The 16,828-nt window shown below is 65.2% G+C and carries 15 protein-coding genes and 1 riboswitch; of the genes, 6 read left to right on the top strand and 9 right to left on the bottom strand.

The genetic code is table 11. From position 1 onward, the window contains the following. Positions 1–4: 4 nt before the first annotated feature. The gene (locus BMX85_RS04185; RefSeq protein WP_229210325.1) at positions 5–520 is read right to left on the bottom strand and encodes a chemotaxis protein CheW; all 516 of its coding nucleotides are present in this window, start codon (positions 518–520) and stop codon (positions 5–7) included. A 159-nt stretch (positions 521–679) separates the two neighbouring features. Between BMX85_RS04185 and arfB the strand changes: the two genes are divergently transcribed. Next, positions 680–1,078: an alternative ribosome rescue aminoacyl-tRNA hydrolase ArfB gene (arfB, locus tag BMX85_RS04190; protein WP_090314394.1), complete on the top strand. Its 399-nt coding sequence runs from the start codon at positions 680–682 to the stop codon at positions 1,076–1,078. On the opposite strand, the gene BMX85_RS04195 is transcribed toward arfB, so the two are convergent. Beyond that, positions 1,068–1,853: a sulfite exporter TauE/SafE family protein gene (locus BMX85_RS04195; RefSeq protein WP_090314395.1), complete on the bottom strand. Its 786-nt coding sequence runs from the start codon at positions 1,851–1,853 to the stop codon at positions 1,068–1,070. The two genes, arfB and BMX85_RS04195, sit on opposite strands and share 11 nt — an antisense overlap. 82 nt (positions 1,854–1,935) lie before the next feature. On the opposite strand from BMX85_RS04195, the gene BMX85_RS04200 reads away from it, so the two are divergent. Further along, positions 1,936–2,844, top strand: a complete 909-nt coding sequence (locus BMX85_RS04200; protein WP_090314396.1) for a LysR family transcriptional regulator — start codon at positions 1,936–1,938, stop codon at positions 2,842–2,844. 4 nt (positions 2,845–2,848) lie between these two features. On the opposite strand, the gene BMX85_RS04205 is transcribed toward BMX85_RS04200, so the two are convergent. The 3 genes from BMX85_RS04205 to BMX85_RS04215 form a co-directional block, all read right to left on the bottom strand. Next, positions 2,849–4,714 (bottom strand): flagellar assembly protein A, encoded by a 1,866-nt coding sequence (locus tag BMX85_RS04205; RefSeq protein WP_229210267.1) that lies wholly within the window; start codon positions 4,712–4,714, stop codon positions 2,849–2,851. 135 nt (positions 4,715–4,849) lie between these two features. Beyond that, positions 4,850–6,760, bottom strand: a complete 1,911-nt coding sequence (locus BMX85_RS04210; protein ID WP_229210268.1) for a flagellar assembly protein A — start codon at positions 6,758–6,760, stop codon at positions 4,850–4,852. A gap of 239 nt (positions 6,761–6,999) precedes the next feature. Further along, positions 7,000–7,332: a hypothetical protein gene (locus BMX85_RS04215; RefSeq protein ID WP_229210269.1), complete on the bottom strand. Its 333-nt coding sequence runs from the start codon at positions 7,330–7,332 to the stop codon at positions 7,000–7,002. 233 nt (positions 7,333–7,565) lie between these two features. On the opposite strand from BMX85_RS04215, the gene ompR reads away from it, so the two are divergent. From ompR to BMX85_RS04230, 3 genes are read left to right on the top strand one after another with little or no spacing between them, the layout of a single operon-like run. Next, entirely contained in the window at positions 7,566–8,333 is a 768-nt protein-coding gene (ompR, locus tag BMX85_RS04220) for an osmolarity response regulator transcription factor OmpR (protein ID WP_090314399.1), read from the top strand. Positions 8,334–8,348: 15 nt separating this feature from the next. Next, on the top strand, positions 8,349–9,716 hold the full coding sequence (locus BMX85_RS04225; protein WP_090315219.1) for a sensor histidine kinase: 1,368 nt from the start codon (positions 8,349–8,351) through the stop codon (positions 9,714–9,716). Next, entirely contained in the window at positions 9,713–10,432 is a 720-nt protein-coding gene (locus BMX85_RS04230; RefSeq protein WP_090314400.1) for a hypothetical protein, read from the top strand. The genes BMX85_RS04225 and BMX85_RS04230 overlap by 4 nt, the downstream gene beginning before the upstream one ends. Here BMX85_RS04230 and BMX85_RS30390 read toward each other — a convergent pair. Continuing rightward, positions 10,416–10,904, bottom strand: a complete 489-nt coding sequence (locus BMX85_RS30390) for an Imm26 family immunity protein (protein WP_090314401.1) — start codon at positions 10,902–10,904, stop codon at positions 10,416–10,418. The genes BMX85_RS04230 and BMX85_RS30390 overlap by 17 nt on opposite strands. A 195-nt stretch (positions 10,905–11,099) precedes the next feature. Then, positions 11,100–11,198: riboswitch (TPP riboswitch) on the top strand. Between the two features lie 56 nt (positions 11,199–11,254). Here BMX85_RS30390 and BMX85_RS04240 point away from each other — a divergent pair. Continuing rightward, on the top strand, positions 11,255–13,414 hold the full coding sequence (locus BMX85_RS04240) for a TonB-dependent siderophore receptor (RefSeq protein ID WP_090314402.1): 2,160 nt from the start codon (positions 11,255–11,257) through the stop codon (positions 13,412–13,414). 32 nt (positions 13,415–13,446) lie between these two features. On the opposite strand, the gene BMX85_RS04245 is transcribed toward BMX85_RS04240, so the two are convergent. Genes BMX85_RS04245 through BMX85_RS04255 form a run of 3 tightly spaced genes read right to left on the bottom strand, consistent with a single transcriptional unit; the run spans position 13,447 to position 16,798 of the window. Then, on the bottom strand, positions 13,447–13,983 hold the full coding sequence (locus tag BMX85_RS04245; protein ID WP_090314403.1) for an AAA family ATPase: 537 nt from the start codon (positions 13,981–13,983) through the stop codon (positions 13,447–13,449). Further along, positions 13,980–14,660: a nicotinamide riboside transporter PnuC gene (gene pnuC / locus BMX85_RS04250; protein ID WP_090314404.1), complete on the bottom strand. Its 681-nt coding sequence runs from the start codon at positions 14,658–14,660 to the stop codon at positions 13,980–13,982. The genes BMX85_RS04245 and pnuC overlap by 4 nt, the downstream gene beginning before the upstream one ends. Further along, positions 14,660–16,798, bottom strand: a complete 2,139-nt coding sequence (locus BMX85_RS04255) for a S46 family peptidase (protein ID WP_177196641.1) — start codon at positions 16,796–16,798, stop codon at positions 14,660–14,662. The genes pnuC and BMX85_RS04255 overlap by 1 nt, the downstream gene beginning before the upstream one ends. Positions 16,799–16,828: the final 30 nt, after the last annotated feature.

Below are 16,828 nucleotides of genomic sequence, written 5' to 3' on the forward strand. Positions count from 1 at the left end.
GCGCTCAGGCGGCCTGGCGGGCGCCGACCGGCACTTTGCGGATCGACATCAGCCTGTCGATGTCGACCACGATCAGGCGGCGCCCGTCGACCTCTCCGAGGCCGAGCAGGTAATCCACCGGCGGCGCCGTGCCGCCGCCGGGGCTGGTGCCGGTGCCGGGTATGGGCAGCAGCTCGTCGAGCGTCAGCGAGACGATATCGGTCACGCCATCGACCACCATCCCCATCACGCAGGTCGACAGCTTGAGGATGATCACGTCCGTCAGCGGATCGTGCGCCGGCGGACGCGGGCCGAAGGCGATGCGCATGTCGACGATCGGCATGATCACGCCGCGCGACACCGCCACCCCGCTGATAATCTCGCCGTCCGAGGCGAAGCGTTCCAGCTCCTTCAGCGGACGCAGTTCCTGCACCTTGCTGAAGTCCAGCGCGTAATCGAGACCGCCTAGCCGGAACACGAGATACTGCTGCGCCCCCGGCTCGGTGGGACGCACGGCGGCGTTGGCATTCATGGCTTGCATCTTCGAGAGAATCATGATCATCCTTTCGTCTATTGACGTGCGGTAACAGGCATGAATCATCCTAACCGCACGCTTCCGGTGCGGGATTGATTGGCATCAACGTTAGCCCGGCGGCCGGCAGCCGTTTGCTACAATGCGACAAAGAGCGCGACCAACCCGATGACGAACTTAATAGATATGAACGACGTGGAGCTCAGTGCGATCCGCGCGCAGGGACCCGGGGGACAGAACGTCAACAAGGTCTCCAGCGCGGTGCATCTGCGTTTTAATATCGTAGCCTCCTCGCTGCCCGGGCATATCAAGGAACGCCTGCTGGCCATGCGCGACAGCCGCATCACCAAGGACGGCGTGGTGGTATTGAAGGCGCAGCAGTCGCGCAGCCAGGAAGCCAACAAGGAGGACGCCCTGCGGCGCCTGCAGGAACTGGTCGACAGCATCGCGGTGCTGCCCGCCGTGCGGCGCGCCACCAAGCCGACGCGCGGCTCGCAGCGCCGCAGGCTCGATGGAAAAGCCAAGGACGGCGAACGCAAACAGATGCGCGGCAAAGTCACCCTGTAGCGACACGCAGGCATTGATGCGCGCCCAGCGCCAGCAGGCTAATAAAAAAGCAACGCCTGAAGACGGCGGCCGGCATGCGGTCGCGCAGCCACTGGCCCAGCATCATGCCGGCGCCGGCGGGCAGCAGCGCCAGCACTGAGCCGCCGGCGGACGACACCTGCCAACTGCCCCGGCAGGTCAGCACCACGGCCAGCGCCAACGTCGAGACGGTGAAGGCCAGTCCCAGCGCCTGCACCAGATCGTCCTTCTCCAGGTTAAGCGCTTGCAGATAGGGAGCGACCGGCATGACGAAGACTCCCGTTATACCGGCCAGCACGCCGGTGGCGGCGCCGGCCAGCGGCCCGGCCCACGACTCCGCACGCCGCGCCACGCGACCGCGCCAGCCGCTCAACCCCAACGCGCCGTAGCCCGCCAGCGCCAGCCCGAGCACCACCGAGGCCCACGCGCCGCTGGACATGCCCTGCGCGCCGGCAGCGATGAAATCATCGGGCGGCGGTGACGACGACAACAGCCATCCGCCGGCCGCCGTGCCCACGCAAACGGCCACCAGCAAGGTCCGCAGGCGCAGCCAGAGCGGGTATAGCGCCGGGCCGCTGGCCAGCTGCCATACATTCGTCACAGCCGAAGGCACGATCAGCAGCGCCGCCGCTTCCAGTGGCGGCAACGTCAATGTCAACAAGGCCATCGCCACCGTCGGCAGGCCCATCCCGGTGACACCTTTCACCAGGCCGGCCAGCACAAATACCAATGCGATAAAGAGTGTCGATGTGTTCATGGGAGCTATTCTGCACGCCGGCGGCTTGCGTGGGAATGTGGAATATACTTAGCCTGACTTCACATTATCCGTAGGCTGAACCATGCGCTTCGACCTGATCGACCTTAAATTGTTCGTCCATATCGCCGAAAGCGGCAGCATCACCGCCGGCGCCAAGCTGGCGCACCTGTCGCTGCCCTCGGCCAGCGCCCGTGTCCACGGCATGGAGGAAGGCCTGAACCTGGCGCTGCTGGAGCGTGGACGGCGCGGCGCCGAGCCCACCGAGGCGGGACGCGCGCTGCTGCATCACGCGCGCGCCATCGCCCGCCAACTGGACGACATGCGCGCTGACCTGGCCCAATTCGGGTCGGGCCTGAAAAGGCAGGTGCGGCTGCTGTGTAACACCTCGGCGATGACCGAATTCCTGCCGGAGGCGCTGGCCGGCTTCCTGGCTGGCCACCCGCAACTGAGCATCGATCTGGAAGAACGGCTGAGCCGCGACATCGTGCGGGCGGTCACCGACGGCGCGGCCGATATCGGCATCGTCACCGACGCGGTGGACAGCGCGGCGCTGCAAACCTTGCCGTTTCGTGACGATCCCCTGGTGCTGGTGATGGCGCGCAAACATCCGCTGGCCCAGCGCATCGGCAAAGGGCGCGGCAAGCGGCGCGGCGTGCTGTTCGCCGATACGCTGGATCAGGACTTCATCGGTCTGGCGGGCGACAGCGCCTTGCAGCAGTATGCGGCCGAACAGGCGTCGCGGCTGGGGCGCGAGATGCACTGCAAGATCCGGCTGCGCAGCTTTGAGGCGGTTTGCCGCATGGTCGCCAGCGGCGCCGGTGTGGCGATATTGCCGGAGGCGGCGGCGCGGCGCAGTGCCGATCCGGAGGCGTTGCGGGTGGTGGCGTTGAACGACGATTGGGCCGATCGCAAGTTGCTGATCTGCGTGCGCGATCATGCGGCCTTGCCGCTGCACGTGCGGGAGTTGGTTGCGGCGTTGCGGCGTACTTGAGTGACTAGTCGGCTTGCGGCGCCCAGTTGATCGGGCCCACGTGGCCGGAGAAGATTTTCGTCATGCCGGCGTCGGCGCCGCGCACTTTGGCTTTCAGTTCCTTCGCGGGGCGGTCGTACGGCGGCGGCCCGTCCGGCACGAAACTCATCGTCCGCGCCAGCACGTCGCCGGTGAGCATGTGGACGGTGCAGCGCGAGCCGTTCATCAGCGCGTTCTTTTCCCGCTCCACCTGATTGACCTCTTGCTGCGCCTGCTCCTGCTGCGCTTGCGCCGCCTTGAGCGCCAGCGAGACCTTGGCGACCGCGCGCAGCGATGGCCCCACGGCCGTCGCCATCTTGTGGAACAAGGGCTCCTGCTCGGTCGTCAGTATCACCTCGCGCTTGCGCACGCGGGTCGCCAGATTCAGATAATTGCGCACTTCCGGCTGGCTGGTGATGGCGTCCATCTCGGCCTTGCGTTGTTCGCCATCGCGCAGCGCCTGCGACACCTTCGGCAGTAGCTCGGCGATCTTCCGGTCGAATTTTGTCAGGTCCGGCACCAGCGTGTAAAGCAGCATCTCGCTTTGCTTGCGCGGCCCGGCGTGAATGATCTCGATCTTGCGGGCGGCGATCGCGCAGCCCTCGGCCACTTTGATGATCACCTCGTCGGCCATGATCTCGCAGTTGCTGGCCTCCCCGATCACCACCCGCGTGCCGGAGATGATGCAGCTCTCGGCCCGCGCCAGCGAGACTTCGCCGCGCTTGGTCTGCAGCACCGCGCCCGACGCCACGCCCTTCACGCGGATCGCCCCGTCCGCGTTGACGGCGGTGCCGCCCATCAGGTTGCGGCCCAGCGCGATGTCGCCGCCGCGCGAGCTGATATTGCCGAAGACGTTGCCGTGGATGGTGATGTTGCCGCCGTCGACAGAGCGCTGGTCCTGCACGTCGCCGAATTCCTCGTACTCGCCGGTCAGTTGCAGATTGCCGGTGGTGCGCGCGCTCACCCCTTCCCGGCTGATGATCTTCGGGCCGATCGAGATGCGCTTGCTGCCCGGCTCCACGCTCAGGAAGCCTTCGACCGCCGACACCAGGTACTCGCCGTCGCGCAGGTTTTCGATCACCGTCCCGGCGCCGGCCACCGAAGTCAGTTCGATATCGCGCGGCACCGGCGGCTCCAGCACCACGCCGGACAACTCGAAGCCCCGCACGCCCGGTGTGCGCGGCACCTTGCGCAGCAGCTTGACGTTGGGTTTGACCTGCGGGAAGCGGTTTTGAAACGTCTGTAGATCGAGCTTGCCGTCCGGCGTCTCGCGCGGCGCGTTGCTGCGGTGGATATCGCGGGATACTTCCACGATGGTAGCGTCGCGCCCCTGCACGACGTTGAGCCGCCGCGCGACGATGATACGCGCCAGGCGCCCGCTGACGATGACGTCGCGCACGGCCGGCGCGTCGATACCGAAGCGGATGCCCTTGCCCCACATGTCGGCGACGAATTCGTCGAACTTCAGGCGCGCCGGTTGCGGCGGCATATCCGGCACCTCGAAGAACACCGGTTCGAAGTAGTATTCCGCCTCGCCGGCGATCACCTTGACGGTCTTGTACAGGGCGCGGCGCACCGCGTGGAACGGCTCGACGCTGTCGGCGAAGCGCAGCAGCGGCTGGCCGGCCAGGTTGGCCGGCAGCTCCGGGCCGCAGTTGTACAGCATTCTGGTGAAGACGGCGTAATCGAGCCCCGCGAAGTAGGCCCCGCCGAGGAAGACCTGGCCGACCGCCGCGACGCACGATACCGCGGTCGCTTCGGCATCGAAATAAACGCCGTCATCGCGCTTGACGATCGCCGCGGGCAAATCACCTTCCGCAGTTTGTTCCAGCGTCGTTGCGTCGTCTGACACGGTAGTCCCCACAAAGATGTACGTCGGAGCGGCAGCTCCTTCACTTTTTTAATATTATTTGTAGATTAGCATGAACGCAGGGCATTGTGCGCGCACATCATGCGCGCGCGCGGCTTGCGCATGCCAGGCGGCCCGCTAGTCCGCCGATGCCCGCGCGCGCGGGTCGAGATGCCAGTCGAGCGATCCGGCGCTGTCGCAGAACAGCATCTCGCCGCCGCTCGGGGTGCCGCGCAGGCGCTGCTTGATCTCCTTGGGCGGCAACAGCGTCAACGACACGCCGTCGGCGGCGAAAGGCATGGTGCGCACCGTGGTCTCGCCGCTGACCATGTGCAGGCCGCAGCGCGCCACGCCGGCCGCCGCCACCTTCTGCTCGATCACCCGCGCCAACCGGTCCCGCAACAGCGTTTGCTGCGTTTGCGCGGCCTGGATCTCCTTCTTCAACTGCTCGATCGCCTGGATCTCGGTGGCCACGGCGCCGGCGATCTTGCGCAGGAACTGGCCCTGCTCGGGCGTCAAGGTCAATTCCTGGGTGCGCAGCTTGACCGCCAGCGCCAGATAGCGGCGCACGTCGGGCAGCGCGGCGATGCGCGCGGCTTCCTGCTCGCCGGCCTCGATGGTCTGCGCGAAACCGGTTAGGCGCACATCGAGTTCGGCGATTTCCTCGTCGAAGCGCTTGACGTCGCGCACCAGCACATGGATCACCATCTCGGTGCGGCGGCGTGGGCCGGCGCTTTCGATTTCCACGTTGCGCCCCGCCACCGCGCAGCCCTCGGCCACCGCGATCACCACCTCGTCGGCGATGATTTCGCAATTAGAGGCTTCATCGATTTTGACGATGCTGCCCGAAATGACGCAGTTCTCGGCGCGCGCTATCGTGATCGCGCCGCCGCTGGTGTGGATCACCGAATTGGAGGCCACACCGGCGATGCTGATCGAGCCCAGCGCGTTCTGCACGCTGCCGCTCACCAGATTCTTGTCCAGCACCACCACCCCGCCGCGCGAATGGATGTTGCCATAGACGTTTCCGTGCACCGTGATGTCGCCGCCGGTGACGTCGCGCTGTTCCTGCACGTCGCCGTATTCCTCATAGGCGCCGGCCAGCTGCAGGTTGCCCGTGGTGCGTCCGCTGACGCCTTCCGTGCTGACGATCTTGTCGGTGATGGATATGCGGCTGGACTTCGAGTCCACGCTCAGGAAGCCCTCGCGCGTGGACACCAGATACTCGCCGTCCTCCAGGGTCTGCGCCTCGGTGCCGTCGCCGGCGTAAAAGCGCAAGGTCAGGTCCTGCGGCGGCTCCGGCGCCGTCATGCGGCCGGACAGGTCGAAGCCCGGCTGGCCCGGCACCGCCGGCACCTTTTTGAGCAACCTGACGTTCGCCTTGATTTGCGGGAAGCGGTTCTGAAAACTCTGCAAATCGATGCGGCCGTCGGCGCGCGCCTTCGGCGCGTCGCTGCGGTGCAGGTCGGACGAGACCTCCATCACGGTCGCGTTCTGCCCCGGCTCCGGTTCCAGATCGGTGGCGAAGGTGATGCGGTCCGCCTTGGCGGCGGCCATCGCCGACGCCACCGCCGCCACGTCGATACCGAACTGTATGCCCTTGCCCCACATGTCGGCGACGAATTCGTCGACGTCAAGGCGGGTCTGGCGCTCCGGGATCACGGTGCCGTCGGGGAGCACCTCCTCGTCCAGATACAGCGGCTCGAAGTAGTATTCGGCGTAGCCGTGGCCCATCTTGGGATTTTTATACAGCGGAACGCGCAGCGGATCGATCAGGCGCAGGTCGTCGCACAGGCGCACCGCCTGGGCCGCGCCCAGATCGGGACCGACGCCGAACAGCGCCTTGATCATCAATGGGTAATTGAGGCCCGGCAGGTAATAACCGGCGCGGAACACTTGGCCGATGGCGGCGATCAGCGCCGGCCGCGGCAGGCCGACATCGATATAAATACCGTCGGTTTTACGAACCAAACCGATAGGCAGGCTGGCGCTGGGAGCCGATGGCTCGCCAACGGGAAAGGGCGCTGCGGCGGCAACGTCTTGAACCACGATTTTCCTCCAGGCGTCACGCGGCCGAAGGGCATTGCGTGCAATTAATTAATATTACACACAGACAAAGAAAAAGATAGCGGTATTCGTGGTAAAAACTCTACAACCGTGATGTTATTGTCACAGATCAATAATGATTTGATATTTACCGGGTCAAACGGGGGATAACAGGAGGACAGCCAGGACGGGAGGGCATCGCGCGCGGCCGGGCGCGGCCAGGGGAAATAGCGGCCGGTTGCCTAGCGGCGCGGCGGATTGGCGTAGATGTCCTGCCCCGCTTCGTTGATCTGGCGGCGCAGATCGCGACGCTCGTCCGGCGTCAGGCGTCCCACGCGACGGTTCATCTCGGCGTTGCGGCTGGCCTCTTGCATGGCGCGGCGCTGCTCTTCGGCGCGGGCCTCATAGTTGTTGCGCTGCTCGGCCTGGCGCTGCTGGTCGGCCTGGCGCGGATCGGCCTGGCGCTGGATTTGTACTTGCTGAGGCCGGTTTTCCTCGCGCCGCGGCCCGTCGCCGGGCTCGGCATGGGCAAGCCCCGCCGCCAACACACCGCAGCACACCAATAAGGAAGCCATGGAGGATCGAACGCAAAAAGATGCGCTTGCTGCCGCGTGTATTTTTTTGTGATCGATGAACATGATGTTCCTAAAAGCTGAATCCGTGCTTGAAGTGTATGATGCTTTAACCGAGGGGGTAAGACCAATTGGGTAAAGTTTGTAACACTTTGTAATGGGTCGCCACAGACGTTTTCGCAAAACGGATATGACGTTACCATAGCAACATCAATAAGACAATTCTGACAGAGCAAATGACTAGCACAACGACTGAATCCGGCAACAACTCCGCCAACCAGCATGGCCATCAGGCCAAGATCATGGTGGTGGACGACGACGTCCGCCTGCGCGATCTGCTGCGGCGCTACCTGACCGAGCAAGGCTTCAACGTCTTCACCGCCGAAAGCGCGACCGCCATGAACAAGCTGTGGCTGCGCGAACGCTACGACCTGTTGGTGCTGGACTTGATGCTGCCTGGCGAGGACGGTCTGTCGATCTGCCGCCGCCTGCGCGGCGCCGGCGACCAGACGCCGATCATCATGCTGACCGCTAAAGGCGAGGACGTGGACCGTATCGTCGGCCTGGAAATGGGCGCCGACGACTATCTGCCGAAGCCGTTCAACCCGCGCGAACTGGTGGCCCGCATCGGCGCCGTGCTGCGCCGCCGTGGCCCGGACGAGATCCCCGGCGCGCCGTCGGAAACGCCGCAATCGTTCGAATTCGGCCAATTCGTGCTGGACCTGGGCACGCGCACGCTGAAGAAAAACGGCGAGACGGTGCCGCTGACCACCGGCGAGTTCTCGGTACTGAAAGTATTCGCCCGCCATGCGCGCCAGCCGCTGTCGCGCGAGAAGCTGATGGAGCTGGCGCGCGGGCGCGAATACGAAGTGTTCGACCGCAGCCTGGACGTGCAGATCTCGCGCCTGCGCAAGCTGATCGAGCCCGATCCATCGAGCCCGCTGTACATCCAGACCGTCTGGGGCCTGGGCTACGTGTTCATCCCGGAGGGGCAGCCGCGCTAACGCGCGAAGATGCGCATGAAGTCTCTTTCGAAGTTCCGTTTCGCTTTTCGGCTGGCCAGCATGAAAAGCGGCCTTTTCTGGCGCACCTTCTTCCTGCTCGGCGCCTTGACGACGACCAGCATGACCGCGTGGGTCGGCATGATCAGCGTGGTGCAGCACGAGCCGCAGGTGCAGCAGATCTCCGCGCAGGTGATCTCGGTCGTCACCATCACCCACGCCGCCCTCACCCACTCGGCGCCCGAACTGCGGCGCGAGCTGCTGTTCGACCTGGTGTCGAACGAGGGGATCCGCGTGTTCCCGCTGGAGGAGGACGACAAGGTCGAACCGCCGCCGAAGAACGCGCTGATGCCGGATATTCAAAAACTGGTCAAGGCCAAGCTGGGCGCGGACACGCGCTTCTCGGCCAAGGTGAACGGCGTCTCCGGCTTCTGGGTCAGCTTCAAGATCGACGACGACCAATACTGGCTGATGCTCGAACGCGAACGCATACGCGGCCTGACCGGCATCCAGTGGCTGGGCTGGGCCAGCGTGGTGTCGGTGGTGTCGCTGCTCGGCGCGGCCTTCATCTCCAGCCTGATCAACCTGCCGCTGCGGCGCCTGACCAAGGCCACCCGCGCCTTCGCGCAGGGCAGGCGGCCGGACCCGCTGCCGGAAAGCGGCCCGGCCGAAATCATGGAGGCCAACCGCAGCTTCAACCAGATGGTCGACCAGCTGCAGCAGGTCGAATCGGACCGCGCCGTGATCCTGGCCGGCATCTCGCACGACCTGCGCACGCCGCTGGCGCGCATGCAGCTCGAGGTGGAAATGGCCAATCTGTCGAACGAGGCGCGCGAAGGCATCCAGTCCGACATCGGCCAGATGGACGCCATCATCGGCCAGTTCCTCGACTACGCCAAACCGACCGAGGCGTCGAGCTTTACCAATGTCGATGTCAGCGAACTGCTGGCCGACACCGCGCACGAGGCCGAGCGTTTGCAGGACGTGCGCGTGACCACCGCCATCGCCGCCGGCGCCCACGTGATGGGCAACGGCACCGACCTGAAACGGGTGTTCAACAACCTGGTCGAAAACGCCCGCCGCTATGGCAAAACGCCGGACACGGACATCACCGAGATCGACATCACGTGCGCCGTCAAGGGCGTGGGCGCGTCCAGGCGCGTCGTCATCGAGGTGGGGGACCATGGCTGCGGCGTGCCGGACGACCAGATCGAACAACTGCTCAAGCCCTTCACCCGCCTCGACGCCGCGCGCGGCCAGGCCAACGGCGCCGGCCTGGGACTGGCGATCGTCGACCGGGTGCTGCTGCGCCACGGCGCCGAACTGACCTTGAGCAACCGCGAAGGCGGCGGCCTGGTGATCCAGATCGCGATGAAGGCGGTATGACGCGGCCGTCCATCTTCGCCGCCGTGCTGTTGCCGGCTCTGCTGGCCGCGCCGAACGCCGGCGCCGCGCCCTCCGCGACGGCCGCGCCGCGCATCGAACAACGCGCGCCGACGGCGGCCGAGCGGGAATCGTTCGACGACTTCTTCCGCGCCCGCAACGCCGCGCAACCGCAGCGGCCCTGGGGCGCCGCGCCGTTGTTCGCCCCCGCGTTCGAAATCGAACGCCAGCGCGGCAAGGCGTGGAACGTGATCGCCAGTGTCGATTCCGCGCCGCGCCGCTCGGCGCCGGATCTGTGCCGGCAAGTGCGCTCCAGTTTTGTCTACGATGCGGCCAAACCCGGCGGCGAGCGCTGGACCGACGCCGCCGAGGCGCCGCAATGGCACGTGTGGCTGGCGCAACCGAACATTCCGTGTCAGGCGGCCAGATATACGGTATTGATGGATCAGGCCGTGCCACCGGCAGATGCGGTGGCGTTGCTGAGACAGCACCGCGAGCTGCTGTTGCGCGCGCGCCTGCTATTCGCCGGCAACTCCGGCTGCGCGCGGCAACGCGCCCTCACCTTCCGGCTGGCGGCGCTGAAGCCGGCGGCGGCGGCGGCCGGCGCGCCGGTCATGTACGGTTTGGTGTTTGAAAGCGATCGCGACACGACGGCGACGGTCGCCGTGCGCAAGCACCGTGGCGAATATGCCGCCTGGAACGTCAGCTGCTCCGGTTGATCGGATGCTCGCGCGACTCCAATAGCTTGGTCAGCAGCAACTCGGTCGAACCGTAGCCGTACAGCGAATCGGCCTCCAGCCCGGGCGTATCGTAGGGCACCGATTCTTCCCGCTCGGAACGGCTAGGATCGTTGTCGGAATATGTCACGCGCCAGGCGCGCTTCAAGGCGTCGGCGCGGCGCAGGAACTGCGGCATCGGCCACAGTGCCGGATTCCAGTCGACGGCCTCGCCCAGCACGCGCCAATGGCCGCTGGCCAACGCCATGTCGCCCACGCGCAGCACCTTGACGGCGTCCTGCGGCTGCAGGGTGTTGAGTTCATCGATCGACGGTATCCTGTCGAGCTTGGGCCCGAACAGATAGGCCAGCATGATCTTGCTGCCCGGCGACAAACGGGCGACCAAGCCCCAGCCGTACCCGCCATCGAGCAACGGCACCGCAAACCAGCTTCCTTCATGATACGACTGCCTCATTCCACTCCTTTCGCTAGCGCGAACCAGCAACGTGGCGCCGAAATGCACTGACGAACAGGACATGGCGCCGCCTCCACATATGCTGTGACTGCTTCATTGACGCCGTGCGGCGCAAACCCGAAGTGTATCGGCGCGGCGCGAATTGTGTCGCACGCCACCGCGCGCGCCGCCCCCGGCAACGGGTGTGATACACTGCCGGCTCGCTAGGGGTCCTGGGCATTTTGTTCCGGGTGAGAGATACCCTTCGTACCTGATCTGGATAATGCCAGCGAAGGAAAGCGCAAAGTAGTTCTCCCCTCCTTTGATGGCTCTCCTCGCGGCGTCCAGCCGAGAACAAGCAGAGAGCAGACATGTCCACACCACATTTCGCAGTTTCCGTCATCGCCCTGGCGGTGTTCCATGCATTTTCCGGCGCCGCCGTCGCCGCCGAGCCGGCAGTCGAGGCGGCCGGAGCCGCCGCCGAGCAGTCCATGCCGGAGGTCGTCGTCAGCGCCACCAAGGTGCGCGCCACCACCGCCTCCGTCGCCGGTTTCGGCAACGCCCCGCTGCTGGAAACGCCGGCCTCGGTCAGCGTACTGACGTCGCAGCAAATGCTCGACCTGCAAATCCGCTCGACCACCGACGCCGCCAAATTCGACGCCAGCCTGAGCGACTCCTACAACGCCGTCGGCTACGCCGAACAATTCTCGATCCGCGGCTTCAAGCTCGACAACGCGTCGAGCTACCGCAAGGACGGCATGGCGATCCCCGGCGACACCCAGATCCCGCTCGAGAACAAGGAGCGCCTGGAAGTGCTCAAGGGCCTGTCGGGCCTGCAAGCCGGCGTCTCCGCGCCGGGCGGCATCATTAACTACGTCACCAAACGCCCGACCGACACGCCGCTGCGCACCGTCGTGCTGGAGGCGCGCGAGCGCGGCACCCTGTATGGCGCCGTCGATGTCGGCGGACGCTTCGAGGATAACCGTTTCGGCTACCGCGTCAACGTCGCCGGCGAGCGCCTGCGCTCCTATATCAAGGGCGCGGACGGCAACCGCAAGTTCATCTCGGCCGCCTTCGACTGGCGCCTGTCGCCGCAGGCGCTGCTGCAGGTCGATGCCGACTACCAGCGCAAATCCCAACTGACCGCGCCGGGCTTCCAGCTGTTGGACAACACCACCTTGCCGGTGGTCGACGCCGACACGATGCTCAACAATCAGCCGTGGAGCCGTCCGGTGGAAACCACCACTAGCAACATCGGCGCGCGCTTCGAATACAAGTTCTCGTCCGACTGGAGCACCACGGTCAGCGCCAACCAGCACCACTTCAAACGCGACGACTACACCGCATTCCCTTACGGCTGCGGCCCGAACTTCTACCCCGGCTACTGCGGCAACGGCGACTACGACGTCTACAACTACGTCAGCCTGGGCGAGAAGAAGTCGCCGCTGACGATGCAGGCGCTGGTCCAGGGCCGCTTCGCCACCGGCGCGCTGGCGCACCAGTTCACCGGCGGCGCGTCGTTCCAGAAGAACAGCGAAAAATGGGGCGATTACATTTACACGGAGTCCGGCCGTAGCAACATCTACCAGCCAGTGGTGGTCGCTCCGGTGGGCGGCGATGTCAACGCCCCAGCCTTCGAACGACGCCACGGCAACGAACGCTCCTTGTTCGCCCAGGACATCGTCAGTTTGAATGCGAAGCTTAAACTGCACGCGGGCGCGCGCTACGTGCAGGTCAGGCGCGTGGAATACGTTGGCCCCAACGACCAAAACGTCCCGCTGCCGGATGCGAATACCGACGTTGGCTTCTGGCTGCCGAATGTGGCGCTGGTCTATAGCCTGCTTCCCAATGTCTCGCTCTACACCTCGTACGCGCAAGGTTTGGAGCATGGCGGCATCGCGCCGATGCAGACCAAAAACGAGGGGCAGGCGCTGGCGCCGTCCAAATCCAAGCAGGTGGAAGTCGGAATCAAGGCCGACATCCGCCCGGACCTGAGCGCCACCCTGGCGTTGTTCGAGATCCGCAAGGGACTGGAATATACCGACGCCGGCAATTCCTACGTGCGCAATGGCGAGGCGCAGAACCGTGGCCTGGAGATGGCGTTGAACGGCCGCGCCACGCGCGAACTGATGGTGGGCGTGTCGGCCACCGCGCTCAATACCAGGCAAAGCGATACGGGCCAGGCCAGTTTGGACGGCAAGCGCGTGACCAACGTCGCCGCGTTCAAATCGTCGGTGTATGCGGATTACGCGGTGCCGCAAATCGAAGGCTTGAATCTGAACGCGAACTGGCAGTACTCGGGCAAGAAGGCTTTCGATCCCGAGAACCAGGTGTTCGTGCCAAGCTACCATGTGCTCAACCTCGGGGCTTCGTACGCCACGCGCATCGGGGGTGTCTCGACAACCTTGCGCGCCAGCGTGAACAACGCGCTGGACAAGTTCTACTGGCGCGACGTGACGCAGGATCTGGGTGGATATTTGATGCCGGGTGCTTCGCGCACGTTCCGTGTGTCGGCACAGTTCGACCTGTAAAGCGAAATCCGCAGGCGGCGCGGCGACGGCGATTACGGCATCGCCGCCAACAACCGCTCCACCTGCGCCAGCCGCTGCTGCGGCGCGCCCGATACCAGCACATACGGTATCCGGCGCGCCGCCAATTCCTCCATCAGCATAAGGTTGATGGTAACGCTGACCTGCTCGGACTCGCGCTGCAAACCGTCGGCGACCCACGGAATGTCCGGCGCGGTCACCAGGGTCAGCGCATAGTCGCGCTGGTGCCCGTCGGCCAGCCGCGCCAATTGATCGTCGATGCCGCCGAAATAATGACGGCTGTAGACCGCCGTCATCAGCGGCGCCGTATCGCAGAACAGGTACCCGTACGCCGAGCGCGCCGCCGCGTCCTCGCGTTCACGTTGCGTACTGGCGATATGGAACTGGTCAGCCGCCACCGGAACCCGCCGCCCCACATCGACGAATTCGCGCAGATACTCCGGCACCCAGACCGTCCGATAGCGCGCGGCCAACGCCGCCGCCAAGGTGGTCTTGCCCGAGGAGGCCGGGCCCAGTATCGCCACGCGCCGTGGCATGGCCGCCAGCGTCATTCTAGTACCAGCCTGCGGCCGCCGGTTTCCTCGCCGCCGCTACCGCCACCGCCCGCCCCCATGCCGGCCGACTGCTGCCACGTGCGCAGGCCGACCACCGCCATGCCGACGAAGACAGCGTACAGGATCGCCGTCAGCATCAAGTGCTTGTGCAGATAGAGTCCGACATACAGCACATCGACAACGATCCAGACATGCCAGTTCTCGATCTTCTTACGCGACAGCAGCAGCTGTCCGACCAGACTGCCGGCGGTTAGGAAACCATCGGAGCGCGGCACGTCGGTATCGGTGTAGGTCTTGAGGAACCACGCCAGCAGCACGAAGCCGGCCAGCCACGCCGCCACGGCGATCCAGCGGCCGCGCGCGTCGAGCGCGCTGACCGCGAGCCGTTCGTGGCGGTCATTCCCGTGCAGCCACTGGTACCAGCCATAGAACGACACCGAAATGAACACCAGTTGCAGCCCCATGTCGCCGTACAGCCGCGAGCCGTAGAACACCAGCCCGTAGGTGGCCGACGAGATGATGGCGAACAGCCAGGCCCAATGGCTCTGGCGGATGTTGAGCCACACCGTGGCCACCGCCAGGATGAACGACACCAGTTCCAACGGGGTCGTGGCGAATCCCGCCAGATGCAGCGGCAAATTCAGGTACCCCAACAGAACCGATAATTCGTGCATTATTTTTTCGCCGGATATTTAATGGTCATCTCTTTGAGCAGGTTGTCGGCATGATCGACTTCGCTCATCACCCACAGCATATACCGGATATCCAGATGGATAGCGCGGGTGATGGCGGGATCGAAATACCAGTCTTTGGTGATCGACTCGTAGGTCGAATCGAAGTTCAGCCCGATCAACTCGCCCCTGCGGTTCATCACCGCCGAGCCGGAATTGCCGCCGGTGGTATCGGCGCTGCTCAAAAAGTCGACCGGCACGGTGCCGAGGACGGCGTCCTTGAATGGTCCGTAGCGCTTGGCCTTGATGGCGTCGAGCTCCCGTTGCGGCGCGTTGAACGGATCTTTGCCGGTATGCTTCTCGACGATGCCTTCGACGGTGGTGAACGGTCCCTTGCTGATGCCGTCGCGCGGCGAATACGGCGCCACGGTGCCGTAGGTGACGCGCAAGGTGCCATTCGCGTCCGGGTACACCGGCTTGCCCTGCGATTTCTTCCACGCGATGACGGCTTCCATGTAGCGCGGGATCACGCGCTCCAGGTTTCCGTCCAATTCCTTGCGGCGGTCCTTGAGCGACTGCGCCGCGCCGTCCAGCTTTGCCGCCAGTTGCATGAAGGCGTCGTCCGATGCCTTGACGGCGGCGGCGTCCTTGCCGATCCACGCCAGCCGCGTGGCGGTGTCGCCCAGTCCCGTCCCGGCGTACAGCGCCGGCACCGCCTCGGGCGCCGGCAGCAGCGGGTCGAGGCCCGCCACGTGCATGGACTTGGGCAGTTTGGCGTAGCGCCGCAGCGCCGCCACGAAACGCGCCTGGTCCACCTCCGCCACGTACGACTGTTCCAGCCGGTTCAGGCGCGCCTTGATGAAGGTCGCGTCGCGCTGCTGGAAACCGGTCTCGCGCTCGGCGTCAGGCTTCGCCCCTTCCAGCGCCAGCCGATGCAGGGTGGCGGCGCTTTTCAGCAGCTCGCCGGTGGTGGCGACGCTGTAGCCGAACTCCTCGTCGCCCAGCGCGATGTCGGCGGCGATCACCGCGTCCAGCTCCGCCAGCAGCGTTTTCGACACGTCCTTCTGCGCCGCGTACCAGGCGCGGAATTGCGCGTCCTGCACGTCCTTGACGGCGGCGATGTCCTTGCGCGCGAAACCGTCCATCAGGCCCTGCGATTTCTTCATCACGTTGTTCAGGCTCTTGGCGACGCTGGCGTAGCGCACTTCCGCCGCCGGTTTGCCCTTGGTAGCGGCGGCGATGACGTCGAGATCGGCCTGGATTTCGGCCACGCGCGCCGGATAACCGACGTCGCGCGCGGCGCGGATCTCCGACGGCAGCTTGTAGCGGCTGGTGCGGCCCGGATAACCGGCCAGCAGCACCGGGTCGCCGTTCTTCAACCCCTCGGCCGACAGCACCAGGAAGTCCTTCGATTGATACGGTACGTTGTCCGGCGACGGATCGGCCGGACGGCCGTCCTTGCCCACGTAGGCGCGCAGGAACGCGAAGTCGCCGGTATGGCGCGGCCATTCGTAGTTATCGACGTCGCCGCCGTAGTTGCCGATCATGTCCGGCGGCGCGTAGACCAGGCGCACGTCGCGTATCATCATTTGTCGGATGCGGTAGTATTCCAGCCCGCGATGGAAGGCCGGCACCGAGCACCGGTAGATCCTGTCGGTTTCGCATTCGGCGATCAGCGCCTTGACGGCTTTTTCCACCGCGTCGTGGCGCTGCTTGCCGCTCATCGCGGGCGTGACGCCTTCGAGCACGCGGGCGGTGACGTTTTCCACCTTGTCGGTCACATACACCAGCGAATTGGGGCCGCCGGGCAGCTCCTGCGCGCGGGTCTTGGCCAGGAAGCCGTCGACGATGTAATTGTGCTCCGGCGTCGCGTTGCGCTGGATGGCGCCATAGGCGCAGTGGTGGTTGGTGACCACCAGGCCGGCGTCGGACACGAACGACGCCGAACAGCCGGGCAGCGCGACAATGGCGCTCATCGGATGCTTGGACAGGTCGGCCAGCTTTTCGGCCGGGATGGCGATGCCGATGCGTTGTAGTTCGGATTTCAGCTGCGGCAATTGGTATGGCTGCCACTGCCCTTCGTCGGCGTGAGCCGCCGCCGCGCCGAGGATAGCGGCCGGCAGCACTAGATATTTTAACAAGATAAAAGCCCCTGATTGAGTTCAGCGGCA

Origin of the sequence: Duganella sp. CF517 (assembly GCF_900110275.1) — a bacterium.
Taxonomy (GTDB): domain Bacteria; phylum Pseudomonadota; class Gammaproteobacteria; order Burkholderiales; family Burkholderiaceae_D; genus Rugamonas.